Source organism: Rhizobium lusitanum, from assembly GCF_014189535.1.
Taxonomy (GTDB): domain Bacteria; phylum Pseudomonadota; class Alphaproteobacteria; order Rhizobiales; family Rhizobiaceae; genus Rhizobium; species Rhizobium lusitanum_C.
In genome coordinates this window covers 56,482-82,815 of the sequence record NZ_CP050305.1, presented here as the reverse complement: position 1 = coordinate 82,815, position 26,334 = coordinate 56,482, and the positions used below count along the sequence as shown (strand labels likewise).

General features: G+C 58.3%; 22 protein-coding genes and 6 pseudogenes. 18 read left to right on the top strand and 10 right to left on the bottom strand.

Annotated elements, in window-relative coordinates; genetic code table 11:
* Positions 1–85: 85 nt before the first annotated feature.
* The 15 genes and pseudogenes from HB780_RS02105 (at position 86) to HB780_RS02035 (ending at position 13,517) form a co-directional block, all read left to right on the top strand.
* Positions 86–1,111, top strand: coding sequence for a BMP family ABC transporter substrate-binding protein (locus tag HB780_RS02105; RefSeq protein ID WP_286202869.1), 1,026 nt, complete (start codon positions 86–88; stop codon positions 1,109–1,111).
* 66 nt (positions 1,112–1,177) lie between these two features.
* The gene (locus HB780_RS02100) at positions 1,178–2,698 is read left to right on the top strand and encodes an ABC transporter ATP-binding protein (protein ID WP_183686678.1); all 1,521 of its coding nucleotides are present in this window, start codon (positions 1,178–1,180) and stop codon (positions 2,696–2,698) included.
* Positions 2,695–3,723 (top strand): ABC transporter permease, encoded by a 1,029-nt coding sequence (locus tag HB780_RS02095; RefSeq protein WP_183686676.1) that lies wholly within the window; start codon positions 2,695–2,697, stop codon positions 3,721–3,723. Before HB780_RS02100 ends, HB780_RS02095 begins: the two co-directional genes overlap by 4 nt.
* The gene (locus HB780_RS02090; protein ID WP_183686674.1) at positions 3,720–4,640 is read left to right on the top strand and encodes an ABC transporter permease; all 921 of its coding nucleotides are present in this window, start codon (positions 3,720–3,722) and stop codon (positions 4,638–4,640) included. Before HB780_RS02095 ends, HB780_RS02090 begins: the two co-directional genes overlap by 4 nt.
* A 37-nt stretch (positions 4,641–4,677) precedes the next feature.
* Positions 4,678–5,631, top strand: a complete 954-nt coding sequence (locus HB780_RS02085) for a nucleoside hydrolase (protein WP_183686672.1) — start codon at positions 4,678–4,680, stop codon at positions 5,629–5,631.
* A gap of 283 nt (positions 5,632–5,914) precedes the next feature.
* Positions 5,915–6,727, top strand: a complete 813-nt coding sequence (locus tag HB780_RS02080) for a GntR family transcriptional regulator (protein ID WP_183686670.1) — start codon at positions 5,915–5,917, stop codon at positions 6,725–6,727.
* A gap of 330 nt (positions 6,728–7,057) precedes the next feature.
* The gene (locus tag HB780_RS02075) at positions 7,058–7,705 is read left to right on the top strand and encodes a class II aldolase/adducin family protein (RefSeq protein WP_183686668.1); all 648 of its coding nucleotides are present in this window, start codon (positions 7,058–7,060) and stop codon (positions 7,703–7,705) included.
* A gap of 252 nt (positions 7,706–7,957) precedes the next feature.
* A complete protein-coding gene (gene rpiB, locus HB780_RS02070; protein ID WP_183686666.1) occupies positions 7,958–8,401 on the top strand; it encodes a ribose 5-phosphate isomerase B in 444 nt (147 codons plus the stop codon).
* Positions 8,402–8,505: 104 nt separating this feature from the next.
* Entirely contained in the window at positions 8,506–9,456 is a 951-nt protein-coding gene (locus tag HB780_RS02065) for a carbohydrate kinase family protein (RefSeq protein WP_183686664.1), read from the top strand.
* Between the two features lie 74 nt (positions 9,457–9,530).
* Positions 9,531–10,019, top strand: a pseudogene (locus HB780_RS02060) (IS6 family transposase); the annotation flags it as partial.
* Between the two features lie 230 nt (positions 10,020–10,249).
* A complete protein-coding gene (locus tag HB780_RS33310; protein ID WP_353622944.1) occupies positions 10,250–10,447 on the top strand; it encodes a preATP grasp domain-containing protein in 198 nt (65 codons plus the stop codon).
* Positions 10,448–10,566: 119 nt separating this feature from the next.
* Positions 10,567–12,060 (top strand): annotated as a pseudogene (gene istA / locus HB780_RS02050) (IS21 family transposase).
* Positions 12,057–12,816, top strand: a pseudogene (istB, locus tag HB780_RS02045) (IS21-like element helper ATPase IstB). Before istA ends, istB begins: the two co-directional pseudogenes overlap by 4 nt.
* A 132-nt stretch (positions 12,817–12,948) precedes the next feature.
* Positions 12,949–13,359: pseudogene (locus HB780_RS02040) on the top strand (nucleotidyl transferase AbiEii/AbiGii toxin family protein); the annotation flags it as partial.
* Entirely contained in the window at positions 13,356–13,517 is a 162-nt protein-coding gene (locus HB780_RS02035; protein WP_435693851.1) for a hypothetical protein, read from the top strand. The pseudogene HB780_RS02040 and the gene HB780_RS02035, both read left to right, overlap by 4 nt.
* Positions 13,518–13,731: 214 nt before the next feature.
* On the opposite strand, the gene HB780_RS02030 is transcribed toward HB780_RS02035, so the two are convergent.
* The gene (locus HB780_RS02030) at positions 13,732–14,466 is read right to left on the bottom strand and encodes an SDR family oxidoreductase (RefSeq protein ID WP_183686660.1); all 735 of its coding nucleotides are present in this window, start codon (positions 14,464–14,466) and stop codon (positions 13,732–13,734) included.
* 39 nt (positions 14,467–14,505) lie between these two features.
* On the opposite strand from HB780_RS02030, the gene HB780_RS02025 reads away from it, so the two are divergent.
* Positions 14,506–15,459: an AraC family transcriptional regulator gene (locus tag HB780_RS02025; RefSeq protein WP_286202868.1), complete on the top strand. Its 954-nt coding sequence runs from the start codon at positions 14,506–14,508 to the stop codon at positions 15,457–15,459.
* A 32-nt stretch (positions 15,460–15,491) separates the two neighbouring features.
* On the opposite strand, the pseudogene HB780_RS02020 reads toward HB780_RS02025, so the two are convergent.
* The 4 genes and pseudogenes from HB780_RS02020 to HB780_RS02005 form a co-directional block, all read right to left on the bottom strand.
* Positions 15,492–16,120, bottom strand: a pseudogene (locus HB780_RS02020) (NAD(P)-dependent oxidoreductase).
* A gap of 160 nt (positions 16,121–16,280) precedes the next feature.
* On the bottom strand, positions 16,281–16,664 hold the full coding sequence (locus HB780_RS02015; protein WP_183686658.1) for a hypothetical protein: 384 nt from the start codon (positions 16,662–16,664) through the stop codon (positions 16,281–16,283).
* 2 nt (positions 16,665–16,666) lie between these two features.
* Positions 16,667–17,626 (bottom strand): alpha/beta hydrolase, encoded by a 960-nt coding sequence (locus HB780_RS02010; RefSeq protein ID WP_183686656.1) that lies wholly within the window; start codon positions 17,624–17,626, stop codon positions 16,667–16,669.
* 44 nt (positions 17,627–17,670) lie between these two features.
* On the bottom strand, positions 17,671–18,549 hold the full coding sequence (locus HB780_RS02005) for an NmrA/HSCARG family protein (RefSeq protein WP_183686654.1): 879 nt from the start codon (positions 18,547–18,549) through the stop codon (positions 17,671–17,673).
* A gap of 117 nt (positions 18,550–18,666) precedes the next feature.
* On the opposite strand from HB780_RS02005, the gene HB780_RS02000 reads away from it, so the two are divergent.
* The gene (locus HB780_RS02000; RefSeq protein ID WP_183686653.1) at positions 18,667–19,566 is read left to right on the top strand and encodes a LysR family transcriptional regulator; all 900 of its coding nucleotides are present in this window, start codon (positions 18,667–18,669) and stop codon (positions 19,564–19,566) included.
* Between the two features lie 1,161 nt (positions 19,567–20,727).
* On the opposite strand, the gene HB780_RS01995 is transcribed toward HB780_RS02000, so the two are convergent.
* Together HB780_RS01995 and HB780_RS01990 are read right to left on the bottom strand one after the other, a co-directional pair.
* Positions 20,728–21,732 (bottom strand): alpha/beta hydrolase family protein, encoded by a 1,005-nt coding sequence (locus HB780_RS01995; protein WP_183686651.1) that lies wholly within the window; start codon positions 21,730–21,732, stop codon positions 20,728–20,730.
* Positions 21,722–23,338: an RcgA family putative transporter gene (locus HB780_RS01990; RefSeq protein ID WP_183686649.1), complete on the bottom strand. Its 1,617-nt coding sequence runs from the start codon at positions 23,336–23,338 to the stop codon at positions 21,722–21,724. Before HB780_RS01990 ends, HB780_RS01995 begins: the two co-directional genes overlap by 11 nt.
* Before the next feature lie 167 nt (positions 23,339–23,505).
* Between HB780_RS01990 and HB780_RS01985 the strand changes: the two genes are divergently transcribed.
* Positions 23,506–23,787, top strand: coding sequence for a hypothetical protein (locus HB780_RS01985; protein WP_183686647.1), 282 nt, complete (start codon positions 23,506–23,508; stop codon positions 23,785–23,787).
* A 97-nt stretch (positions 23,788–23,884) separates the two neighbouring features.
* Here HB780_RS01985 and repC read toward each other — a convergent pair whose 3' ends face one another.
* The 3 genes and pseudogenes from repC to HB780_RS01975 form a co-directional block, all read right to left on the bottom strand.
* On the bottom strand, positions 23,885–24,238 hold the full coding sequence (repC, locus tag HB780_RS32805; RefSeq protein WP_286202867.1) for a replication initiation protein RepC: 354 nt from the start codon (positions 24,236–24,238) through the stop codon (positions 23,885–23,887).
* A gap of 425 nt (positions 24,239–24,663) precedes the next feature.
* A pseudogene (locus HB780_RS33305) lies at positions 24,664–25,176 on the bottom strand (helix-turn-helix domain-containing protein); the annotation flags it as partial.
* A gap of 398 nt (positions 25,177–25,574) precedes the next feature.
* A complete protein-coding gene (locus tag HB780_RS01975) occupies positions 25,575–26,096 on the bottom strand; it encodes a hypothetical protein (protein ID WP_286202866.1) in 522 nt (173 codons plus the stop codon).
* Positions 26,097–26,334: the final 238 nt, after the last annotated feature.

The following is a 26,334-nucleotide window of genomic DNA, read 5'->3' as shown; positions in this document are numbered from 1 at the left end:
GCCGACGCCCGTATCATTGGATCTCACGACGTGCCCCAGGGATTTCGTGGCAAGAGGTCCAACAAAGAATAAAATAGGGGAACACATGAAATTTGGGAAAATGCTCGCCGCCAGTATCATGGCGCTTTCAACTGTCGCTTCAATTAAGCCCGCCGTCGCCGAAAGCGGCAAGCCGCTCATTATCTATGTCTCTTCCGATCCGGTGGGGGTGAACAGCTTCCTGATGCTTGGGAAGATCGGTACCGAGCGCGCAGCCAAGGAGCTTGGCGGTACTGCCAAGACCTATGAGAGCACCGATCCGACTACCCAGCGCCAGAATCTTGAAGCCGCTGCCAAGGACGGCGCTGATTTGGTTGTCGCCATCACCTTCGAATTCAACGACATCCTGCCGGAGGTCGCCGTCCAGTATCCCAACGTCAAATTCCTGCAGATCGACAGCTGCCCGTCCAAAATGCTGCCGAACATCTATTGCTCGGTGTTCCGCGAGTATGAGACCAATTTCCTGGCGGGCGCCGAAGCGGCTTTGACCAGCGAGACCGGTAAGGTCGGTGCCATCGGCGCGCTCGATATCCCATTCATTCATCGCTACAACGACGCTTTCCTCGCCGGCGCCAAGCACGTGAAACCGGATATCAAGACCGCGGCGAACCTCTGGATCGGCGGCGATAATCCCTTCTCCGACCCGGCCCGTGGCCAGCAGCGCGCAACCGTCATGTTGACAGGCGATGTGGATCGCGTCCTTGCCGCTGCCTCTGGTTCGAACGGCGGCATCTTCAAGGCAATGGAAGATTTCCCCGGTGCGGCGGCCTTCGGCGTCGATGTCAACCAATGCAAGCAGTCGCCGGGCCAAGTGATGGATAATGTCATAAAGCTCACCGATGTCGCGGTCGAAAAGGGCGTCAAGGATATTCTGACCGGCAAGCGCGAACAGGTGGTCGCCCTCGGCCTTTCCGAAGGCGGCATGACACTCACCGGTCTGCAGCCGGAGGTCGACAAATCAGACTGCCTGATCGCCAAATACCCGGATGTCATCGAGAAAGTGCGCGTTCTGAAGGACGAGATCGTCGCAGGCAAGGTCGTCGTCGCCGACCCGATGAAGCTTGACCAATAACGTTGACCATAACCGTCGCCATGCCGGTCTCTTGCCCGCGCAAACCCCTCGTAACAGGCTGAACCCATGCAGAAGATTGAGCTCGAGGTGATTGGCATCGTCAAACGCTTCGGTAGCCTCGTTGCCAATGATCATGTCGACCTGAGCGTGATGCGCGGCGAGGTACACGCCGTCATGGGTGAGAACGGCGCGGGGAAATCGACATTGATGTCGATTCTGTACGGTGAGCAGGCGCCGGACGCGGGCAGTATCGTTCTACGTGGAAAGGAAGTTCAGTATCGCTCCACGCTCGATGCCATCGGCCACGGCATGGGCATGGTCCACCAGGCCTTCAAGCTCTTCAATTCACTGTCGGTCTGGGAAAACGTCGTTTATGGCCATGAACCGGCCCGCTTCGGCTTCATCGACCGTAAGGAGGCGATTGCCCGCGTCGTCGCCCTTGCCGAACGCTACCGGCTGCAGGTCGATCCGATTGCAAAGGTGAGCGCACTCTCCGTGGGAGTCCGCCAAAGGGTGGAGATCCTGAAGGCGCTCTATCGCAATGCCCGGATCCTTATTCTCGACGAGCCGACGGCCGTGCTGACCCCGCAGGAGCGAGACGGACTTTTCGACGTGATCCGCAACCTGACCGCCGACGAGCGCACCATTCTTTTCGTCACGCATAAACTGCATGAAGTCATGGCGATCACCGATCGCGTCACGGTACTCCGCAATGGCAAGGTGACTGAGCGCATGGTGACCAGCGATACCACGCCGCGCGAGATCATTCATGCCATGACCGGTCGCACCGTCAATCTGACCGTGCAAAAATCCGCGGCGAAGCCCGGCGACGTCGTGCTTTCGGTCAATGACCTGGTGATCAGAGCCGGCGGCATGAAACCTGTGGTCGACCATCTGAGCCTCGATGTTCGCACCGGCGAAATTGTCGGCATTGCCGGTGTTGCAGGTAATGGCCAGAACGAGTTGATCGAAGCATTGACCGGTCTATCGCATCCGGATAGCGGCACCGTTACTATCGCCGGAGCCAACGTGACTTTCCGCGATATCGAAAGTCATCGGCAGGCGGGTCTCGCCTATGTGCCCGAAGATCGGGCGGTGACCGGTACTGCGAAAGCGGCATCGGCCGCCGACAATCTCGCGATGGGCTTTCAGCGAAAGGCTCCGTTGGCGCGAGGGTTTTTGATCGACCGGGGTGCCGTGATGAACCATGCTCGGTCTCTGATCGCCCGATTTACCATTAAGATCGGTGGCGAAGCGGTTCCCGTTGCAACTCTTTCGGGTGGCAACCTTCAGAAGGTCGTGATCGCGCGGGAACTTAGCCATCAGGCGCCACTGCTGATCGCCGAACAGCCGACGCGCGGCGTCGATGTCGGCGCCATCGAATTCATTCATGGCGAACTAGTCCGGGAACGTGATCGCGGCTGCGCCATTCTTCTCGTATCAGCCGAACTCAGCGAAATCCTTGCTCTGTCCGACCGCATCCTGGTGATGTACGAGGGCCGCGTCCTTGCCGACATTCCTGCCTCGGAGGCCGATGAGGAAAAACTTGGCTTGCTGATGGCCGGGCGTATGGCGGAGGCGGCATGAGTTCCAGGACAGTCAAATCGTATAGATTGCCGCGTCTTCCCCCGGTATTGGTGGCCATCGCCTTTGGCGTTCTGATCGGCGGCCTGCTGGTGCTGTTTTCGGGCGGCGATCCGATTTCCGCCTATTGGCAGATCGTCGTGGGCGCGCTGGCGCCGCGCAACTGGCCCGATGCACTCAACTGGGCGGTGCCGCTGGTCGGCATGACGCTCGCTGCCTCGATTCCGCTGCGCGGCGGCATGGTCAATCTCGGCGGCGACGGCCAGCTCGCGGTCGGGGGCCTGGTTGCGGCAATCGTCCCGCTCTATGTGCCCGGCCCCGCGCCGTTTCTTATCGTGCTCGCCATCGCGCTTGCCATGGTCGCCGCCGGGCTCTACGCCTCGCTTGCGGCAGTGGGACAAACCCGCTTCGGCGTCCCCATGCTCATTTCGAGCCTGCTGCTTTCCTATCCGGCTATCGGCATCACCTCCTATCTCGTCGGCTTCGTGGTGCGCGATACCTCGACAGGTCTTGCCCAGACGAGACTGATCCCGGAAGGCTGTCGGCTGATGACGATCTATGGGCCTCTCAATATTGGCGTCCTCTCCCTGATCCTCGCCATTGCCGTAGTCCTGTTCATCGATCGACGCAGCGTCAGTGGCTATGAGTTACGAATGCGCGGGCTCAACGCCCGGTTCACGGCCTATGGCGGCGTCAACTCCAACCGCCAGATATTGACCACCATATTCGCGAGCGGCGCGATCGCCGGCCTCGTCGGGGCAACCGTCGTGCTCGGCACGCTCTACCGCTTCCAGGACGGCGCCCTCCTCACTCCCGCCTATACCTGGTCGGGGTTGATGGCGGCAATGCTTGCCCGGGGCGAGCCTCTGGGGGCAATTGCCGCCGGTCTGTTCTTTGCGGCACTTCAGACCGGTGGTTTTGCTATGCAGCGCGAGACCCAGATCCCGCGGGTGCTGACCATGGTTTTGCAGGCGGTGATCATTCTCTTCCTGGCAATCCGCCACGGTGTTGGAAGGCGCACATCATGATGGATTTCATTAGCCCCTTCATCGTCAGTTCGACCGTGCAGGCCATCACTCCAATCCTGCTGGCAGCATTGGCCGGTACGCTCTGCGGCCGCGTGGGCGTTTTCAACATGGCCCTGGAAGGTCAATTGCTGATCGGTGCCTTCGCGGCTATCGTCGGAAGTTACTATACCGGCAATGCCTGGGCCGGCGTCGTCATCGCCATAGTCGGAACCATGGTCTTCTCGCTCGTGCTCGCCTATGGCGCGACGGTATTCCGCGGCGATCCGGTGATCATATGCATCGGCATGAATCTCCTGGCATCAGGCCTCACGGCTTATCTTTTGCGGCAGATGTTTGGCGTCAGCGGCGTATTCAGCGACCCCGGCATTGCCGAACTAGGCAAGATCCGCATCGCCTCGATCAATTCAATTCCCTGGATCGGCTGGATCTTCTCTCGTCAGACGGGGCTGACCTGTCTCTCTTGGCTGATCACCGCCATCGTCGCCATCGTCATGCACAAAACAGCCACGGGCCTCAGGTTACGCGGCGTGGGCGAGGATGCCGAGGCCGCCGAGAGTATGGGCGTGAACGTGATCCGCTATAAGGTGTTGACCGTGCTGATCGCCGGGAGTTTGACAGGCTTAGGCGGTGCCCAACTTTCTCTTGGGACCGTTGGCATCTTCTCCGAAGGCATGAGCGCCGGCCGCGGCTGGATCGCCGTCGTGGCCTGCATGCTCGGCCGCAACAATCCGCTGCTGACGGCACTTGCCTGCATTCTGTTCGGCATCGCGGATGCGATTTCGGTGAGGATGCAGAGCGAGGGATTGCCCAATCAGCTCACCGACATGGTTCCCTACCTGGTCACGCTCCTGGCGCTGATCATCAGTTATAGCAAGAAGTTCGGCCGTCTTTCCAAGGGGACGGCCGCCCAGTCCTGACAACATCCGAAAACACTGAGAACAATGGAGACCTGACGTGGCCGAAATCTGCCGCATGATCCTCGACGTCGATACGGGTATCGACGACGCAATGGCCATCTTCTATGCCGTGCGCCATCCCAACATCAAGCTCGAGGCGCTGACAACCGTCTATGGCAATACCGAAGTGGCGATCGCCACCGAAAATACGCTGAAAATCCTCGAACTGCTCGGTCGGCCGGACATTCCCGTCGCCAAAGGCGTGTCCCGTTCGCTGCTCAAGCCTTTCAAGCGCGAGGCAGACTATGTGCATGGCACCAACGCGCTGGGCGACGTCGAACTGCCGGCCCCCATGATCAAACCGGTCGACGAACATGCCGTAGACCTCATCATCCGCCTGGTGAAGGAAAACCCCGGCGAGATCACGCTATGCCCGGTGGGCCCGATGACCAATGTCGCGCTCGCCTTTGCCAAGGCCCCCGAAATTGCCGGGATGATCCGGAAGATCGTCATCATGGGCTCGACGCTCTACCATCCGGGTATCCACGGCGTGAAGAACCCGATGGTCGACGCCAATTTCCACAACGACCCCGAAGCGGCCCGCATCGTGCTCAATTCCGGCGCCGAAATCGTTCTGATCGGCATGGACGTGACCATGAGGACGCTTCTTTCTTCCGCCATGATGGCCGAGATCAGCGACAAGGGTGACGATGCCGCGCGGACGATGATGGAGATCACGCAGTTCTATGTCGATTCGTACAGGCAGATGCACCCGGATAATGACGGATGCCCATTGCACGATCCACTTGCCGTCGCGGTTTGCGAGGATCCAAGCTTCGTCGTCACCGAACGAATGTTCGCCGATATCGAGCTGCATGGTGAAATCACCCGTGGCCAGACGATCCCCGATCGCCGGCCTGTCTCCAGGCATCTCTTCAATGCCGATGTGGCGCTCGATGTGGACAACAGCCGCTTCGAAAAGGAATTCATGAAGATAATCATGCAGGGATGATTGTGAGCGTTCATTGCCGTGAGATTGCCCCGCGCGTGCCAGCCAAGACATCCTGTTATCCTGTGGAGCCGCTGAATGCATCCTGCATCAGCGGCTTCTGAGACATATCGTGATCAATTGGGAAATGAGGCCAGCCTCTACAAAGAGGACCATGGTTACATGAACATAATCAAAGATTTCGGCTTGCCCATTGACAGGCCGCTGCGGTTGTCGGACTTCCGTTGAAAATAAGAGTTTTTGAATGTCCGACCGTGTGGGACGGGCAAGGATTGGGGGGGAGCTGATGTCCGAGGTCAGGTCGCGAGGGCGCCCGAAATACAGTGGCGACGATAAGTCGGCGGTCATTTTCCGCAAGCTCGCCGAAGCCAATCTCGATCGTTCGGATGCCTCGCCGCTGTGGGTGCAACTCAAGAACCGCATACAGGACGCTATCATAAGCGGCTTGCTGCCGCCGCAGTCGCAGATCCCGCCGGAGCAGACGCTGTGCGAGATTTTCGAGGCGTCCAAGCCGGTGATCCGCGCGGCGTTTGGCGCACTTGCGGCAGAAGGCCATATCGTCAAGATGCCGCGTAAGGGCATGTTTGTCGCCGGCGGCAAGCAGGAAACGGATTTCATCACCGCCAATCTCGGCGTGTTCGGCGATCTCACCGCAAGGGGACACACCGTGACCGTCAAGACATTCGAATTTGTTCGCGTGGCGCCGAGCGAGTCCGAACAGCGGATTTTCAAGATTCCGGAGAATGGAAGCGTCATCCGTATCGGCCGCGTCTATTTTTCCGATGGAAAGCCGCTAACGCTGACGCACATCTCGCTGCCCGCGCATAAGGTCCCGGGTATGGAAAAGCTGGATATCGAGGATAGGTCGATATTCCAGACGCTCAAGGAACATTACGGTCTGACGGTCAAGAACGCCGAGCGGTGGTTCACGGCGGAACTGCCGCCGGAGGATGTTGTCCTGGAAATGGGAATCGAACCCAACCATCCGTTAATCGCGATCGAGTCGATTGCCTATGATCACGACGGCAATGCGCTCGAATATTACCAAGCCTACTACGACTCTTCCGTCGCTCGGATTCACGTCAAAATTGGCTCGTGAAGAGCCTATTGACGGATAAGTATGGGAAGCTATCTAATTCTGGTAATTACCAGATTGACAGCTTCCGGCATTCTTTCTAATTTGGGCCTCGGAGCGGCGATGGGCGGTCGTCAGGGAATTGCGCCAACGGCATTGGTACTTGACGCCTGGGGAGGATGTTTCTGGCGCTGTGTCGATATTCTCGCAACGGCGCAAAGTCTGGTTGGACATGAACCGGATGACGCAGACGATATGTGCGTCTGACATCGCCTCCACCGTCCTGTTCTTGGCGCCGCCGGTTCGTTCGTGTCGGTCGACGGTGGCTAAATCTATCTGAAATGGGCATAAAAAATGATCGAAACCACGGAACTCGAAAAGCGACGGGCAATTGTCGCGGCCTGCCTGGAGATGAACCGTCTCGGGATCAACCAGGGAACCTCGGGCAATATCAGCGTCCGGCATGAGGATTACGTGCTCATTACGCCGACAAGCACGCCCTATGAGACCCTCACGGCTTCCGACATCGTGAAACTCAACATGGACGGCACGACGGAGGGGCTGTTGCAAGCCTCCAGCGAATGGCGCTTCCATCGCGATATTATGGCCGCGAAACCCGAGGTCAATGCGATCGTGCACTCCCACCCGATCTACTCGACCATGATTGCTATCATGGGCCTCGACATACCGGCCATTCACTACATGGTGGCGGTGGCAGGCGGGAGTGACATCAAGTGCGCGCCCTATGCCACCTTCGGCACCTCCGAACTGTCGGAAAATGCAGTCAAGGCGCTCGAAAATCGCAAGGCCTGCCTTCTCGAGCATCATGGGATCATTGCGGTCGGGACATCGCTCTCGAATGCGCTGTGGCTTTCGGTAGAAGTGGAGACGCTGGCGCGTCAATATCACGGGACGTTGCAGCTTGGTCAGGCCCGCGTGCTGCCTCCTGACGAAATCAGCCGCGTTCTCGAGAAAATGGGCACTTACGGCCACAACAAATGAGACGTCTGTCTGAAGCCGCGGCGGGTGGAGCAATGCTGCCAGACCCCTGACGAAAACGACGAGAAAGATGCCATCCGGACGATGGTCAATTTTCCCAACTATGCCGAGACCTTTGTCGAGAGACTCCGTTTGAGCGCGGCCTTGCTGATACAAGCCTTAGATTGGGATCGAAAAGCAGGCGGTAACCCCGTTTCCTCAGACCGTTGCCTGGTCAAGGCAACCCGATAATTCGCTGCGCTGAAAGGTACTGAAATGCCGAACTCCAAAATCGTTGCGATGGGCAACGACCATGTCGCCCACGATCTCAAATTCATCCTGAAGGCAGATCTGGAAGAGATGGGTTACAAAGTCATAAATTTTGGCTGCGATACCGCCGATGCGGTCGACTACCCGAACTATGCCAAGGCCGTCGCAAACGCGATCATCGGCGGCGAAGCGGCCTGGGGCGTTCTCATCTGCGGCAGCGGACTTGGCATTAGCATCGCGGCAAACCGTTTCAAGGAGATTCGAGCGACACCGATTCACGATGCGCTCGGTGCACGCCTCGCTCGCGAGCACAACAATGCCAACGTGCTCTGCCTCGGCGCCCAGATGACCGGTGTGTGGGTTGCACGAGATTGCCTCAAGACTTTCCTCGCAACCGATTTCCTGCCGCAGATCCATGGCTTCCGCGTCGACATGTTGACGGAATTGTAAGCCTGATCAGGTTTGATTTATGCGGGGAGACGATCATCCGATGTCACAATCCGTTTTTCGAAGCGATTGGAATCACTAGTTGAATGAACATTTAGGGGTGAAAAATGACGACTTTCGATGTGAGTTCGGTCGGCTTCTACGTGCTGGACATTCTCGCGCGGCCAGTGACTAGGATTCCCGAGGGCGGCAGGGCTGATTATGTCGAGGAGATTCGCATGACGGTTGCCGGTACCGCCGGTGCGACGGCAGTCGATTGCGCGATCCTGGGCCTCAGGACACGCGCTGTGACGACAGTCGGGGCCGATGAAATGGGCGATTTCCTGCGTGCCAAGATGGAAAGATTTGGCATCGAATGCTCGCTGGTGCGACGCACGGATGTCGCCCAGACGTCGGCCACGATCTTGCCCGTCCGACCGAACGGCGAACGCCCCGCATTGTATGTTCCCGGCACAGCCGCGCTTTTCGATGTGAATGACGAGGACTACGAGGCTGCCCTCGACGCAAAAGTCGTGCATGTCGGCGGAACCGGGTTGCTTAAGTCCTTTGATGGCGCGCCGACCGTAAAGTTTCTGAAGGCGGCCAAGGAGAAAGGCCGGCTCACCACATTTGATCTGATCCAGGCCACCCCTGAGACCTTCTCTCTCGTCGAGCCATGCCTTCCGTATGTCGATTACTTCGTACCGAGCATAGAGGAAGCCAGCGCAATGGCCGGTGTATATGACCCGGTTGACGTTGCCAAATTCTACAAGACACGCGGTGTGAAGAACACGGTGCTCACTCTTGGTGCTGCCGGGGTCTATGTCTCACCCGAACATGGCAAGGACTTCCAGTTGCCGGCGTTCGAGGTACAGGTATCCGATACCACAGGCTGCGGCGACAGCTTCACTGCCGGCATCATCACCGGTATTGTCAAGGGTTGGGATCTTCGGCAGTCGGTGCGCTTCGCCTCGGCGGTAGCCGCAAAGGTCGCCATGGGACTCGGCTCGGATGGCAAGCTCGTTTCTTTCGATGATACGATTTCTGCAATGAACGCTTTGCGTGAAAAGCGGCTCTGAGCGTCGGGCAAGAAGGAATTGCTTAGGCATCGTCAACTTAACGGAACGTGGAATTCGATGTGCGATGACGGGCCTTGACGGACCGTGATCCGCTACATCGCCGCCATCGCTTTCCCGCTGAAATCATTGCCCACGCCGTGTGGCTTTATTTCCGTTTCCCTCTCAGCCTGCGGATGGTCGAGGATTTGCTGGCTGTCCGCGGGGTCATTGTCTCCCATCAGACGGTCCGGCTGTAGGCGGCGAAGTTTGGCCGTCATTTCGATCCGAGGCAAGAAGCACTGGCTGTCGCGCGCCGTTGATCAGGACGATTTTGTTCTGGAGGTGCTGGCACAAGGGCGCCGCGATGCCAAGGCCGCCAAACGCCTGATGGGTAAGCTATTGAAGAGCCAAAGCCGAGCGCCACGGGTGATGATCACGGACAAGCTTCGATCCTACGGCGCCGCAAAGCGGGACATCATGCCCGACGTCGAGCATCGCTTCCATAAAGGCCCGAACAATCGGGCGGAGCATTCCCACCAGCCAGTCCGCGGCGGCGAGAGCGGATCATGAAGCGCTTCAAGTCACCTTTTGCCTGGCGTGATCCGTGATTCGGATTCAGTTGAAGCGACGAGCTTTGGACGAAAGCTGCAAACGGCGCACTTGAAATCCCACCAAGCGTGAACGCTCGCTAAGAGTGCGTCCGGTATAGCTGAGAGTCAACAAACTGTAAATAATCCAAGGTTATAAATGGCGGCGCTATGCCAACAAGACGCTACAGCTGCCTGCGCAGCCAAATTATCTATTAAGGAATTTTATGCCTAGGATACTGATTGGGAATGTAGACAATGACGCAATGGTTGGCGCTCAGGAGCAAATGGGAATTAGCCAAAAGATCACGACAGCCAACGCCGCGCTACGCATGCTGTGGTTCGCTCGACCTGGTGACGTTTTGGTTTTGCCGTCTACGATCACTCCGGAAATGCTTGACTATTGGTCGCAGTTGAGAGGTTGAGAGCGGCGGTGCAAAAGTCGGCCACGGTAGCGGCGGGATAGTCCCGCTTCGGCGGAGTAAAACTCGGCCACCTATTTACCCTTCTGCGACGAATGCAGGAGGGCCTGGGGATCTACACCGTGGAATTATATCTGAAGGTTCGACTGGCTTGCTCGGAAGGGATGAGCCGGCGTCAGGCTGCGAAGCATTTCAACATATCTCGCGACAGCGTGGCCAAGATGATGTCGTATTCGACACCGCCCGGCTATCAGCGGCGGTCACCGATCCAGCGGCCCAAGCTGGATGCGTTCGTCTCGATAATTGATCATTGGCTTGATGAGGACCTGAAGGTGCCGCGCAAGCAACGTCACGGCCAGCGGGTGTTCGACCGTCTGCGAGATGAGTGCGGGTTCACCGGCGGCTACACGATCATCAAGGACTACGTGCGCGAGCGGGATCAACGTCGCCAGGAGGTGTTCGTGCCGCTGGCTCATCCGCCGGGCCATGGGCAGGCGGACTTCGGCGAAGCGATGGTGGTGATTGGCGGCGTGGAGCGAAAGGCGTACTTCTTCGTGCTCGACCTGCCGTACAGCGACGGCTGCTATGTGCGGGCTTATCCAGCGGCCGTGTCGGAGGCATGGGTAGACGGTCACGTCCATGCGTTTGCCTTCTTCGGTGCTGTGCCGCAATCGATCGTCTACGACAACGACCGCTGCCTGGTGGCGAAGATACTGCCCGATGGCACCCGCAAGCGTGCGGCGCTGTTCAGCGGCTTGCTGTCTCACTACCTGATCCGGGATCGCTATGGCCGTCCGGGGAAAGGCAACGATAAAGGGAATGTCGAAGGCCTCGTCGGCTATGCCAGACGTAACTTCATGGTACCGATCCCGCAGTTTGCGACATGGGAGGCGTTCAACGCCTGGCTGGAGGAGTAATGCCGCAAACGTCAGCGCGACAGGCTGCGGGGCGAGAAGGAGACGATCGGCGAGCGCCTGCAACGCGATCTTGCTGCCATGCGCTCCTTGCCGCCTTCGCCTTTCGATGCGTGTGATCAGGCAGGCGTCAAAGTCACGGCCCAATCGCTCGTGCGTTACAAAACCAACGACTATTCCGTCCCGGTTGCCTACGGCCACCAGGACGTCTGGGTCCGAGGCTATGTCGACAAGGTGGTGATCGGCTGCAGCAGTGAGATCATCGCCCGCCATCCGCGGTGCTGGGAACGGGAAGACGTTGTCTTCGATCCCGTTCATTATCTGCCGCTGATCGAGCAGAAGATCAATGCGCTGGATCAGGCTGCCCCTCTTCAGGGCTGGGACCTGCCGGAAGAGTTCGCTACGCTGCGCCGACTGATGGAAGGCCGCATGGCAAAGCATGGCCGGCGGGAATATGTGCAGGTCCTGCGCCTGCTGGAAAGCTTTGAGCTTGCTGACCTGCATGCTGCAGTAAAGCAGGTTCTCCAGCTCGGCGCGATCGGCTTCGACGCCGTCAAACATCTGATCCTTTGCCGGGTGGAGCGCCGGCCGCCGCGACTGGACCTTTCCATCTATCCGTACCTACCGAGGGCGACGGTCGAAACGACATCCGCGAAGGCCTATATGCGATTGCTTTCCGACCATGAGGAGGAAGCGGCATGAGCACCGAAGTGCCGGAGATCCTGCTCTCCCATTATCTCAAAACCCTCAAGCTGCCGACCTTCCAGCGCGAGTATCAGAAGCTGGCCCGGCTATGCGCCACAGAGGGCGTAGATCATGTTGTATACCTGTTTCGGCTTTCCGAACGGGAGATGATCGAACGAGACCGCCGCAAGGTCGAGCGTCGCATCAAGGCGGCCAGGTTCCCGGTCGTCAAAAGCCTCGACAGTTTCGACTTCGCCGCCATCCCGAAGCTCAACAAGATGCAGGTGCTGGAACTGGCCCGTTGCGAATGGATCGAGCGTCGCGAGAACGTGATCGCGCTTGGGCCCAGCGGCACGGGCAAGACCCATGTTGCACTCGGTCTCGGCCTGGCAGCCTGTCAGAAGGGGCTGTCTGTCGGCTTCACGACAGCCGCCGCCTTGGTCAGCGAGATGATGGAGGCCCGTGACGAAAGACGTCTGCTCCGCTTCCAGAAGCAAATGGCCGCATACCAGCTTCTCATCATTGACGAGCTGGGCTTCGTGCCGCTTTCCAAGACCGGCGCAGAATTGCTGTTCGAGCTGATCTCACAACGCTATGAACGCGGCGCGACCCCTGATTACCAGCAACCTTCCATTTGACGAATGGACCGAAACCTTGGGATCGGAGCGTCTCACCGGAGCACTGCTCGATCGCATCACCCACCACGTCAATATCCTGGAGATGAACGGCGATAGCTATCGTCTCGCCCAAAGCCGAGCCCGAAAGGCCGGCTGAAACCCCCTTCAGAAAATCGACGCGCACGCATGAGACCCCCGCTCGGGCTACGCCCTCCCGGAGGTCTCATGCGTGCGCCGATGGTGGCCTGGTTTTGCTCCGCCGCCTGGCCTGATTTTACTCCGGCGTTGACAAAAGGTCCTCATCCTTCATGCCATGACGGAAATGACCGAGAAGCGAAATGCCGACCAGAATGCGGAAAGAAAGGTCCCCGACCTCAACCGATACTCGCGCCACTATTACGATGTTCACCAGATCTGGAGCCATCCCGACTACGGGAAGACGACCGCATCCATGCTCGATCTTGCCGAAGCGTGCCGTCAGCACAAGGAACTGATGTTCCGCGCGCCTGACCATCGCTATGATCGGGCCGTACCCGGCAGTTTCCGGCTGGTGCCGACGGCCGATATGCGCAAGAAACTGGCGACCGACTACGAGAGAATGTCGGCGATGATCTTTGCGACACCGCCTGAGTTCGAAGCCGTCATGACGAGCATCGAGGATCTGGAGCGTTTCCTCAACAAGGAGCAAGTAGTCGGTTGACCGCTTCGATCTCGGACACCGACATGATCCTGGAGATTGCAGATACCCTGCTCGCCTCGGTGTTCCCGTTCAGACGGCCGGTGCGGCTGGGAATCACCCTGTCATCGCTCAACACCGGAGTGAGCGGGCAAGAACCGCAGTTCGATCCCGGGTTCTGATCAGCCAGTCCCCAAAACAAAAAGCTTGCCGCGGGAGGAGATGCATTGCTTCGATGAAAACCAAGATACCGAAATTCTCGGACGGACCCTTGGGGCCCCGATAGAAGGATCTTCGTGGATTGGAACAACTGGTTAGGGCGGCGATGGTTGTCATTCCGCCGACGTCCAGAGACGTTTATTGGCCTATGCCAAGGTTTCAACTGACCGTAGCCGTTCAATCTTGAGCGGTCGGTCGTATAACAATACTGCCAACGTCCACATTGTCCGGCTGCTCGATCGCGTAGGCGATGCCCCGAGCGATCGAAGCCGGTGGGATGGCTACATTGGAAATGCGTTCTTCAATAGCCGACTTCACGGCCGGATCGGTTATCGAGCTTGCAAAGTCGGTGGAGATCATCCCCGGAGAAATCTCGGTTACCCTCAGATTCGGTCCTGCTTCCTGCCTCAAGGTTTCGCTGATGGTCCGCACTGCGTTCTTTGTCGCCGCATACACGCCCATGGCGGGGACGATCTTGATGCCTGCAGTCGAGACGATGTTGATGACGTGGCCCGATTGTTGACGCTGGAAGACCGGCAGAGCGGCCGCGATGCCGTAGAGCGTGCCACGCAGATTGACGTCGATCATGGCGTCCCACTCCTCGACGCGGAGCGCATCGAAACGCGATAGGGGCCCAATCCCTGCATTGTTGACGATCACGTCGAGCCTGCCGCGATGCTCGAGTGCGAATGCGACAAGCGCTTCGAGATCGCTCCTTTGGCGAACGTCAGTCGCTTTATATACAGCCTTGCCGCCTACAGCGGTAATCTCATTGACGATCGCTGCCAGCGCCTCCTCGCGGCGCGCTCCCAACACGACAAAAGCCCCTCGTTCTGCCAGCAGTTTCGCCGTCGCGCGACCGATCCCGCTGCTTGCGCCCGTAATAGCGACAACCTTGCCTTCGATACCCAAAGCTATTCTCCTTTGTTGGTGTCATCCAAGAAGATAGGCATGGGGCTCAAGATGACCTATGCTTATCAGTCTATGAAATTATCGCGATCGTCTAAAGCTATGAATGATCCCCTATCGGATTTCCTCAACGTTCTTGGTGCCAGCGTGAGCCGTCGCACCCGGCTGGAAGCTGCAGGACGATGGGCTCTCACATTTCCAGCGCTCGACCGGCTCAAGTTTGTGGCGCTGTTGCGCGGAACAGCCTGGATCATCAGACCGGCGCAGGCGCCCCAACGTATGAGCGCAGGAGATGTCTGCCTGTTGGGGCGCGTGGCCTATGCGATAGCCAGCGATCCGGAGGTGCCGCCCAACGACGGCCAAGCCCTCTATGACGCAGGCGGCGATGTTGCCCGTCTGGGGGGTGACGAGACAATTGCAATCGGGGGAACCGTCACGTTCGACCCTGGAAATTCGGACTTCCTCCTCGACATGCTGCCGGATTTCCTGCTCGTTCCCCGATCGTCGGCTGCGTCCGGAGCGATAGCAACAATCCTTGGGTTGATGAATGACGAGATCGAGCGCGATATCATCGGTAGCGAGATCGTCAGTGCCCGGCTAGCTGATGTATTGCTCGTTGAGGCGATCCGGGCCTACGCGGGCAGTATCGAGCAGGTGGAGATCGGATGGCTCGGTGCTCTGTTGGAACCTCGGCTCGGCCGGGTCCTTCGCGTCATTCACGGGGACGTCTCGCAACCATGGACGGTGGCCCAGCTCGCCGGGGTGGCGGGTATGTCGCGGGCGGCCTTCTCTGCGGAGTTCACGCGCCGGGTGGGACAACCGCCACTCGCCTACGTACGGGCGTGGCGTCTCACCATCGCTCGTGCGGCGCTAATTCAAGGTGATGAGACTGTCGCCAGCATCGCACGCAAGGTTGGATATACGTCGCAGAGTGCATTTGGCCATGCTTTCAGGTCCACCTTCGGTTCACCTCCGAAAGCGCATGTGCGATCTTGAGGAACTGCAGACGCGATCGACCTGAGGACAACCTACCAGGTGATCAACGGCGCTTTGCGCAGCCACGTATCTTCGGTGAGTTGCTGCACGACGAACTCGGCAACATCGGATCGGGCGATGGTCCCGCCATGGACGCCGGACAGGTCGGTCAACGCCTTGAGGCCGCGGCGCGCCGGCTTGTCGTTGAGCACCGTCGGCCGGACAATCGTCCAGTCAAGCGTGCTGGCCCGGATCGCATCTTCCTGGCGATCCTTGTCTTGATAGACCTTGCGCAGCATCAGAGGCAGGAACAGCCGGTCGAAGAAGAAGCCGCCATGGCGCGGCTGTCGCCGGCACCCAGTCCGGTGATGCAAACCAGACGAGGAATGTTCTGCTTTTCCATGACGCCGACTAACGCGCGCGTCGCCGTCGAGAGCAGGGTCACTTCCTTGAACGGGCTCATGGCGGTGCCTAGCGAACTGACGACGGCATCACAGCCGGCGATCGCGCGGGTCAACGCGGCGGGATCGCGGGCATCGCCTTCGATCAATTCGGCGCCGGCGAGATCCGCGGCCTTTGCCTTGGAGCGAACGAGGGCGACGACCTTGTATCCCTCTGCGACGGCCTTGCCGACGATCAGCCGGCCGGTGGCGCCGGTCGCGCCCAATACCAGAATTTTCATGTCAAACCTCCGAAGTTGTGCTGACGGACGCGAAGCATTGCTGAGCCTTGGCGGAGTAGATTAGCGATGGCGGTAACGGCCAGCTCGGCCGCGAGAAACGGCCGAGAGAAGATTGGAAGGCAGCTGCATGCTCTCCCACATCGACAACCTGATCTTGCGCTCAATCCGCGCCGGTCCACCGCGCCGCGGCCTCTGCCGTATCTTCGGGACGGGTGTTGAATGCGATCGCTGCCTTCGGTGCACTTTGGTGGATCGCGTTGACGACCTTCTCGAAGAACGGAAGCCCCTTGGGCGGGATGCGCAGGCCGCCACCGATCACGACGCAATCATAGTCCACACTCGCCATCTGCGCGGCCAATGTTGCGATGCCACTGTCGTCGGGAGCGATCATGAAGATGTCGGCGTCCCAACCGCGCTCGGTCATGGTCGTCTCAGCGATATCGATGCCCGCCTGGATTTTTTCAGCATTGAATCCCGGTGGCAGGGAGGGATCGGAGAAGTCTACGGTGTCCGGCTTCTGGCCTACAAACAATACGCGTGTCATGATCAAGCTCCTTTGAGTGGGTTGGAAGGAACGGTGGCTGCGTCCGGGGCATCGAGCCGCTGGCGAAGGAAATCAGCGATGGCAGTCACGGACGTCTCGGCTGCGCGAAACTGGCCGAGGGAGGATTGGAACACATGCGCCATGCCCTCCCAGACCGATACTGTAATGTCGACGCCCGCCGCCCTTGCCCGCTCACCATAGCGGACGGAATCTGCGAGCAGTAGCTCATTGTCACCGACATCGATGCGGATCGGCGGCAGTCTGTCGAGTTCGGCGTAAAGCGGCGATGCCTTGGGGTTACCCGCATCCTGGCCCTGAAGATACATGTGAGCGAAGGCCTGGAGGACGCCGCGCGTGAAGATCGGGTCTGCCTCCGCACGTGTTTCGAAGCTGTCGCCGGTCAGCGCCAGGTCAGTCCAGGGCGACATCACTGCCGCGCCGACTGGCTGCACCGCGCCCTTAGCCTTGTCGGCGGCGATGATCGATAGCAGCGCCAGCGTCAGGCCACCGCCAGCCGAGTCACCAGCGACTATGATCCGCTCAGCTCCGTCTGCGACGAGGCCGCGATAGGCGGCGACCGCATCGTCGATCGCAGCCGGGAACGGGTGCTCGGGGGCCAGCCGGTAGTCCGGGACGAAGGCATCGGCGCCGACGCGTACGGCGATTTGCCCCGCGAAATGGGTCAATGCCTGGGCTGAGCCGAGCACATAGCCGCCGCCGTGAAGATAGAGGATGCGCGCGCCCGGTCGTGCGTTTGGCACTCGGAGCCAGAAGCCGGCGATACCGCCGACCGTCGCTGCCTCGACCCAGACATCCGCCGCCCCGGGCGTTGCGGCAAACATGGCGTCGAACATAGCCCGCGCCTCCGGCCCAAGTGCCTCGCCCTTATGGGCCGAGGCGGCTTGTCGCATCGCGGCCACCGCGGGAGCATCTTCAGGCGAGAGGGGATGGATCCTTATCATGGCAGGTCTCCTTCGTCGGGATTGGGGAGGGATAAAATGCTGGCTCAGTTCCTCGCCCACTGGGCGGCAGCATCCCTGGCAAAAGCGGCATAGGAACGCGGTGCGCGTCCGAGCAACTTGGTCAGACCTGCCAGATCGTCGGCTGTCGCCACCGCACCTTCGGCCTGATAGCGGCTGAACATCAGGCGCAGGTCAAGCGCGTGCCAGGCGGGCAGCATGGTCTTGGTGCGCTGCTCCATGACGACGAGATCGTCGCCGCCATACCGGATCGCGTTGCCAAGGGCTTCGCTCCAGATTGTGGCGATGCCTTCGCCGGTCAGGCTGTCGGGACCAACCAGTGCGTAGGTTTCGCGGCCGAGCGGCGTCGCGGCCTGTTCACGGCGAACCAACTCGATCGCGGCGGCCTCGCCGATGTCGCGAATATCCACCATCGACACACCTTTCGCGCCGATCGGCGAGCTATAAACGCCGGCCTTCAGCAGTCCGTCCTTCTGACGAAGGTCGTTTTGGATAAAATAGGCGGGACGCAGAACCGTCGCGGGCAGATCAAGCGCCTCGATCATGCGTTCCACCGTGTACTTGCCTGCGAAATGCGGCACGTCGGCATAGCCATCGCCGCCGAACACTGAGAGATAGACGATGCCTTTGATGCCGGCCTCATGGGCGACCGTCAGGGTCAGCATCGCCTGGGTCAGTTCATCGGCGACATTTGGGGCGAGCACGAATAGCGTGCTGACGCCTTCGAGCGCTGCGCGCACCGAATCCGGATCGGCGAGGTCTCCGCGAACCGCCTTAACGCTGGCGGGAAGCTGCGCCGTCTCCGGCGAGCGCGTCAGGGCGCGAACATCGGCATTGCGCGCTTGAAGATGAGCCAGGACCTGTGCCCCGATGGTCCCTGTGCTGCCTGTCACGAGAGTGGTCATGTCGAAATCTCCTTGTGTTTGATTGATGTGCATTTGATGAGGGAAAAGATAGCTGTTTTATTTTCGATGAGAAGACGACAATATCGAGATTGCTTGTCTCAAATACGGAACACAATAATGGATCTTCAGGCATTGTCCCATTTCGATCTCGTTGCTGCCCACGGTGGGTTTGGCCGCGCTGCCCGCGTATCCGGCCGTTCTAAGGCCACGTTGTCAAGACGGGTCGCCGAACTCGAAGAGAGCCTCGGGGTGCGGCTGATCGAGCGCGGGGCGCAGAATCTGCGACTAACGGAGGAAGGACGGGCGCTGCATGAGCGCACGCACGGGCTGCTGAGCGAAATCGCCGAGGCCGGAGAAGCGGTCGTGCTTGGCGCATCCACGCCGAGAGGCAGGTTACGTGTCAGTGCGCCTGTCGTCTTCGCGCATGTCGCCCTGCCCCGCATCGGCGTGCGGTTTGCCTTGGCCTGTCCGGAGGTCCAGCTCGAAATCGTTGCTGAGGATCGCAAGGTCGATCCGGTCGAGGACGGCTATGACCTGATCATCCGGATCGACCCGTCGCTGGACGAACGCCTCGTCGGCCGCCGCTTTCTCAACGATGAACGCCTGATCGTTGCACCACCCGGCATGCCCCGCCCCGCCCCCAGCTTGGATGGCGAGGAAGCGACGGTAAAGGCCGTTCTGCTCTCCGCAACACCGCCCGGGACTCTCTGGCGTATCAAGTCCGGAACGGAGGCGGACATTGTCCTGCGGCCGGACCCGGTTCTCCGCCTCTCGTCTCTGCTGATGGTCCGCGATGCGGTGCTGTCGGGTGCCGGTGCAGCCTTGCTGCCAAAGCTCCTGGTCGCCGAAGACATCGAGGCTGGTCGGTTGGCCTATTGGGGAACACTTGCCGGGCCGCCCGTGGAGATCTGGGCGCTGCAAAGTTCACGCCGCCTCGTCGGCGCCAAGGTGCGCGCATTCCTGGAGGTGGTTGGCAGGGCGTTTCCAGAGAAGGCCTTCGTCGCACCGCCGGGTTGAGAGGTGCAGGGCCTTAAATTCTCAATCCAGCGGCCGTAAACCCGCCCGTCTCGACAACAGCAGGGAACGCCTCGATCTCTGAAAGCCGGTCCATCTTATTCCCTACCATATGGATGACGTAGACATTCGCGGCATCTTCGACCGTCTGCGAACACTCAATTTCAGGCATGTGTCAGCCCTCGTTCGAGCGCCGTGAAGATGACGCTTGCTTCGGCAGTTCCGTTACGAGTGCATCTATGGCCGCCCGCACCCGGGTTGGCAGGTGGGGGCCATCCGGCCACAATGTCCAGACCTCGTACACATGCGGAGGCATCCGCGGCATCTGTCAACGCCGGAGTAAAATCAGGCCAGGCGGCGGAGCAAAACCAATATTATGAGATGGTCCAATTAGCGTACCCTCACCGCGGCCCCTTTGTGGTCCTTGATGGCTGCATTTCACTAAGCATAACGCAGCTAGCACACGCTCCAATGATTTGGAATAGATCCGCGTGCTCCCATACCGGGATCGCGCAACACTGAAAAGGTCGCGACAGACAGTCGTCAGGCACTGTATAGCGCGACTAGGCGCGGTAACTTGATAGGGAACGATTTGAGCGCAAAACACCAGGGCCAGCGGTCATATTAAGCCGCGCTTACAGGCCGGAGACATGACTGCACCCGACCCGCCAAGCTCAAACATCACCCAAATCATCTTGCCAAGCGGGTGCCATCCAGACATGACGGTGCCCGACAGACCACTTCCCGACCATCGACTTCCCGGCTGGCAAACTGTCACCTCAAGCTCCCGCCGTGGTAGCATGTTCGACAGAAGGATCGAGCTGGCCATTTGCGGCGCGGGACGAGACATCAGACTATCGCCGTTGATCAGAATACACCTCCTCATTTCGTTGCTGAAGTTGTTGAACGTCTCAAGCATGACGAGCTGGAAAGCCGGCAGGTAATTGCAGAGGTATTAGATTGTTCGAACTCGGTTCAATCTGCGGATCATCGCCAGGCTCGAAGAGGCGCTGCTGACAACCCCTTCATTGACCTCGCGCGAAACCCACTCGCACTCTGGATACGCGCAGGACCTCGCATGGGCACCGTTTCGCACGCACCTCCTCTCGGCCATCAGCATTGCAGCAACCGTCACCTTCTGGGTTTGATCAACGAGCTCTGAGCCTAGCGGAACGACAGAAACCGTTTCAGGCCCAAACCCGCCAACAAAATGTAAGGCGGCATGCCGAGCGAATAGTGCCCACAGTTTAATTCCAGAATATTTGGCTGAGCATCGGCGTCTTTCAAGCTTTGCATGAACCTCTGCGATAGTTCTGGCAAAACCACCTTGTCTCTCTTAGCCAGCACGACATGAAGAGCGAGATCCGGTCGTGCGAGATTTTGCGCGTAATTCTCCAGGTTGAGCGGTGCCCAAGCCCTACGGAGGTCAGTCAGCTTTATCTCAGGCTCAAGGCTTTCACGTATCGATCTTGTCGCGCGCCCCGTCCAAACCATATCCGCGAGACTTCCCGCCGTCAGAAATAACGAGGCTTTCGACACACTCGCGTCGTGTGCTGCGATCAACCCTGCGACCCATGAACCCAAGCTCATACCAAGAACGGAAATCTCTCGATAGCCTTCGCTTTTCAACCAGCGAATGAGTTTTCGCCCGTCCCGTACTGCCTGCCTTACAGACTGGATAGTTCGACCGAGATTAGGGCTCAGCATATAGTCGGCATGCACCGCCCCTGGACGGCTGCGTTCGAAGTGATAAGGCATAGCAATCTCGACAACCGTGATGCCGCGTTTCGAGAAAAAGCTGGCAATCTGACGATTTCGCGCGCTGGCATTCCAGTGATGAAAAATCACCAATGCTTGATCGAAAGACCCGCTTTCTGTGATTTTCGCCCAGACGACATTGTTCTCTTCAACGTCAGTAGACATGCCCGATGGAAATTTGAGCCACCCATCTTGCCTTTGAAAACCTTGATCGCTCCCACTCGGTTCATCGAAGAAGGCGGGATCAGCCACGGCCTGGTCTGCAAGAACACAAAACTCCTCGAGACTTGCTGCCTTCTCCGCGCCAGGAAAGGCGCGTTCCGCGTCAAGGACGAAATACGTTGATTTCTTCCCCTCCTCACCGCGCCGCGCCCGCCGCTCATCCCATCGATCAAGCCAATTATGATACACGCTGATTTCCTACCTCACTCGGTTCGCGATGCCCAAACCCTGGATCACACAGGCCATATATCCCGAGGAGGACTCCAATGCCCAGAACGAGCGAAAAGCCTGCAAATGCATCAATCAGCAAGTAGCTAACAAAGAGTAAGGCTACGACCGCCGACATCCTCCACAAAGGCACCTGAAATCGACTTCCGCCACCTAAACGGATGGAGCCATACAGAAAAACAACACAGGTCGAAATAGCGACAAGAAGGCTGCTGTAATGCGTCGGCATACTATAGCTGAACCTGTTGCTGTCATCTGCGTGGTGATGCAAAGCTGATGACATATCGCCGACAAACCAAGCGATAATGTTCTCTCGGTTCGATGTCAGGTAAGCGCTTTGGGCTTTCATGCATATGGCAACCAAAACACCCAAAACCGTACACCGGAAAATTCCGCGCATCAGTCTGAGACCGAGTTCATTGAATTCGTGTCGATATTCCACCTCCGGCCGGGTCTTCGATGCCTCTTCAATTCTCGAGAGATCATGGACCATCGTGTGAAGCAAAATGAGACCTACGAAAAACAGGTAAAAGCACAGGCACATGTATAGATATGCGAGCGCTGTGAACACAATCGACATTGGCACCGATATGATTTCGGGGCGCACAACAGCTAAAGTACCCCAGCTTGTCGCATAGTCGGCGCCGCCTTTTATTAGTGGGACCAAACACACGCCGATCCATTGAAAAAGACCGGCGAACAATACGCAAATCAAAAAAACTGCCCAATATGAATAGGAAGAAGCCTCTACATTGCGCCCCCAATGATGGTCGCTTTCCATCTTGTCGCCCTGCGCTAACAGCTTCAGACGCCCTTCACCTTTCCAAAAGACGAGCAGCTCTGTCACAAGCGAAAAGAACAGCGGCAGGAGCACCATGAAGAGGAATGTCCAATTCGGCGCCCAAAGAAACCCAACCTGCTTCACGACGCCGTCCGCCCGGACGTAAGTGGCGCTGTGAATGCCTGTGATATAAGACAAGAAACCAAGAGCTGTGGCACCCGCAAATACCGACGCCGGTAAATTCAAGGGAGAACCGCGGGAAAAAAGCGCTTCCGATCTCAGGGCCAAACCGAGCCCCTGGTCCGACCGCTTGATATCGGTCTGCCGCGCCAACTCCGCCGGCGCCCCTGTTACATCAGCGACAGTCGCAGTCCATGCCACTTCCGGAACCCCGGGCGCAACGCTGGCGCTGCTTCTCGCATTCTTCGATTCTCGTCTCTTTGCCGTGAACCGAGATTGCGCCTCGCCAAGCTCTATCTGCCATTCACTGGTTGCGACTGGATCATCGCACCCAAAAATCCTCGCAAGCCAACGAATGTTGGCAGTGCTGATCCCCTTCTCGTTCTCTTGAAACCAAAGCTGTACCGTTCGCAGATCCACCCCAACCCGGTTCGAATCAATCTGTGAAATCGCCGACGCAAGAAGCTCCGGCGTCCACGGCCCTGCAGGGAAACCGTCACTGCCCAAAGGCCGGCCCGCTCCGGCCGCAGCCAATCGTTTGAATAATTCTTTGAAATCACTCCCGTCGTCTGGCGGCGGGATAAAAACTTTTCCGTTTTTTAACAAAAGCTTACCGGCTTTGATTTCGTTGCATTTCGTATCCTATCGTGCCTTTCTCCCCAATCAACCGCTATATCAACCCGCCTGCATTGTCCATCAGAGGGACAAGGCATGCCTCGACACTCGATCGCCTCCGCATTGTCAATCATCACTTTGGGAAAATGAGTTCGAATATGGCTAATGCCGCTAACACCATTGTCGTAAACGTCCCCCATATCGGCTTGAGCAAGAACAGTGCGCGGGGTTTCGCGCTGGACCAGCTCGCCCGGCAACAGGGGTATCAATCATTTGCTGAATGGACCGTCCATTGCTTCGATCAGGGGCTGCAAATTTCCGGCGAAGTTCGTGAAAGCGACTCCATAGACGTCGTCACGGATGAGGCCGAACCAGCCGGATTTCTACTAAAAACTTTTGGATACGAGGTCGTTCTCCTTCTTCAAAAGACAGATAGCTGACGCAACACCTTTGCGAGCAGGCCTTCAAACTGATCCCGACGGTGGCTTTTCCAGCGTAATTCGTCATTTTGCTGCTCGAGCGCGTGACGCGCGATCACTAATGTACCTTTCGAATTGATGACGCCATCCCGAACAGAGATCGGCTTAATCGCAAAGTCCCCTGGCGGCGCCGATTGATCAGTTCTCGCAAATATCCGCCCGGGTTCAAAACAGAACCATCTGCGTTGCGTTCAGCAGTCAGCGCCAAGGCGACAATCGCAAGATCCTGCCCAAGCACCTCCACGGCCTCCTGATAGACTTGGGGATTGACGTAACACAGTCGGCAAAGAAGCCCACCCGAAGAGCGGAACACCGCCCAGTGATCGAACACCTCGGGCACCATCTGAGACAAATGGACCAATGCCGAGCGCAGCAGCGGCAACGAAACGTTGACAATGTCGTCATCCGGCACCGCTGGCTGCGTTTTTCGCTTGCTTGGCGCCGGAGTATCCGCAGGCTTTTTTCATAAGCCATCGCGCCAATGGCGCTGGGCTCACCAATGTATTGCGCGTCAGCGCAATTCCGCTCTCCATTACAAGATTCAGAATGTCGAGTTTCAGCTGTAGTTTGTAGAGGCCGAGTTTTCGCTACCGCGGTGTTGAAATCTCGGCTGTCATAGAGAACCTCAAGGAGCTCGGCTGCCTCAGCGCGCAGAGCCTCAAGCGCGTCAACGACATCAGCCAGTTCGACCGATCCCCGCCCACGTCGCTCGCGAAGTCGATCAAGGCGTGCTAGCACCGAATTCCACTCATCGCTGAGTGATCCCAGTTCCAGCCTCGCCGCCTCTATGATTGCCGCGATGCCCCTCCTGAGCAGAGTGCGCTGATTGGAGAGGCCCTTGCACTTTCGTGCTTCAAAGTCCGCTGTATCTGCGAGATCGAGTAGTTCGCTGTACCGGGCCGCAATTGGCGATAAATTGATGCCGTAGGCCTCGGCGATGCGGCCATCCTCACTGCGCCGGCCACGACGCTGATAGGTCGGATGGTCGGAGTAGCAAATCAGACCCGCTTCGACCAAGCCGGCAAGATGATATTTCAGGGTCGATATTTTGATGCCCAGGCGCCGGGCCAACAATTCATTTGATGGCCAAACGACCGGAACGGTCTGAGCGTCGGACCAGTCTATGGCCATGCTGAAGGCAAATAGCTGGTCGATTAGCGCAATCTTTGCGGCCTTCAGCCCGATTGCTGAGGCGTAACGTTTGGCCACCTGCAGCGCCTGCGTCCGCGAAGGACGACTGATACTGGATCTGGTTCGATGATCCGCTTGGTAACTTGCAACAGTGCGGTGAGTGTCAAGGCTAGCGGCGGTCACCCGCCGGTTAGCATAGACACGATGGGAATTTGGCATGCTTGTCATTCGCGTCCTCTTCCAAGGACACGGCAACAGAAAACCGCTCACCAAAATGGCGTCACTGCTTGACAATGATGTGTTTTATGGAGAAAATCACCGTAGTTCTTGTGGGTGACTTACCCCTTATTCAAGCCTTGAGCTTTGACGGATTGACCTTGAAAGCGCCAACTTTCAGGGTCTTTTTCGTTTTGCCGTGTACTGTCCTTTCACCTCACCAATCGAATCGCTGAATGACCGATCAATGGTGTAAACCGTTGATATTGAACCCGTTCGTTTTCAAGCAGCGCAAAGAAGCCGCTTAAACGAGCAATATAGCAAACGATGCGGTGAAGACAAGGAAATGACTCTCGTCCGTTGCGAACGAGTCGTCATAGACCGATCTTGGAAGGATATTTTCAGGGGGGCGTGATGTCGTCGATCACTTGCCCCGTTACCTCGAGATGAGCGGCATGGATCGCTTTGAGAGCATCCGGGCGAATGCTGAAGATCTTGGCGGCCTTGCCCTTTCGAACCGACGAAGCGTTGCGAACATCAATGACCCCCCTGTCCTTCATGGTCTTCGCCAGCCCGGTGATTTGCGAGACGTGATTGTCAGTGTGGTTCGCAATGGAGCTCGCCGTCGGCTTTCGGCCATCGGCAATCTCAGCCGCCACTGCTGCCAGAAAGCCAACCTGCCTCAACCGCGTGGATCCCGTATCATTGGGGAAACGCGATGCCAGAACGACATAGACCAGCTTATGAAGATTGTCGGCGGAGATAGCCTCGACGCTGCTCGTCTCGTCAGCGGCTTGGTTTTGCTGCTGAGCCGGGACGACGGGTTCGGTCTCGGCCTTCTCTTCTACGCCCTTTATCTGTGCAACAATGAGCTTACCCAGAACGAAAGGAAGTCGCTCCTCAACGTCTGCTGCAAAGCGCATGACCCAATCGTGAGCGTCCCGCGGGAGAAACACACGAGATTCCGTCAGGTGCTCACCGAGCGATTTTGCCCACCAGGCCCGACGATAAGCGTTGTATTTCTCGCGTGATGTCATGGTGATCGTGAAGCCAGGAAAGCAAGTCGGTGGAAATGGACCGAGCGGGTCTAAACGCTCTTCGACTTCATATAGATCAGACACGCCGCCCGCAAGGTAACAGCTATCGCGCGAAAATTCCGAT

Coding starts and splice junctions, on each gene's coding strand:
- HB780_RS02105 (WP_286202869.1), top strand. CDS start 86: ATGAAATTTGGGAAAATGCTCGCCGCCAGTATCATGGCGCTTTCAACT.
- HB780_RS02100 (WP_183686678.1), top strand. CDS start 1,178: ATGCAGAAGATTGAGCTCGAGGTGATTGGCATCGTCAAACGCTTCGGT.
- HB780_RS02095 (WP_183686676.1), top strand. CDS start 2,695: ATGAGTTCCAGGACAGTCAAATCGTATAGATTGCCGCGTCTTCCCCCG.
- HB780_RS02090 (WP_183686674.1), top strand. CDS start 3,720: ATGATGGATTTCATTAGCCCCTTCATCGTCAGTTCGACCGTGCAGGCC.
- HB780_RS02080 (WP_183686670.1), top strand. CDS start 5,915: ATGTCCGAGGTCAGGTCGCGAGGGCGCCCGAAATACAGTGGCGACGAT.
- HB780_RS02075 (WP_183686668.1), top strand. CDS start 7,058: ATGATCGAAACCACGGAACTCGAAAAGCGACGGGCAATTGTCGCGGCC.
- rpiB (WP_183686666.1), top strand. CDS start 7,958: ATGCCGAACTCCAAAATCGTTGCGATGGGCAACGACCATGTCGCCCAC.
- HB780_RS02065 (WP_183686664.1), top strand. CDS start 8,506: ATGACGACTTTCGATGTGAGTTCGGTCGGCTTCTACGTGCTGGACATT.
- HB780_RS33310 (WP_353622944.1), top strand. CDS start 10,250: ATGCCTAGGATACTGATTGGGAATGTAGACAATGACGCAATGGTTGGC.
- HB780_RS02025 (WP_286202868.1), top strand. CDS start 14,506: ATGGGGCTCAAGATGACCTATGCTTATCAGTCTATGAAATTATCGCGA.
- HB780_RS02015 (WP_183686658.1), bottom strand. CDS start 16,664: ATGACACGCGTATTGTTTGTAGGCCAGAAGCCGGACACCGTAGACTTC.
- HB780_RS02010 (WP_183686656.1), bottom strand. CDS start 17,626: ATGATAAGGATCCATCCCCTCTCGCCTGAAGATGCTCCCGCGGTGGCC.
- HB780_RS02005 (WP_183686654.1), bottom strand. CDS start 18,549: ATGACCACTCTCGTGACAGGCAGCACAGGGACCATCGGGGCACAGGTC.
- HB780_RS02000 (WP_183686653.1), top strand. CDS start 18,667: ATGGATCTTCAGGCATTGTCCCATTTCGATCTCGTTGCTGCCCACGGT.
- HB780_RS01985 (WP_183686647.1), top strand. CDS start 23,506: ATGGCTAATGCCGCTAACACCATTGTCGTAAACGTCCCCCATATCGGC.
- HB780_RS01975 (WP_286202866.1), bottom strand. CDS start 26,096: ATGCGCTTTGCAGCAGACGTTGAGGAGCGACTTCCTTTCGTTCTGGGT.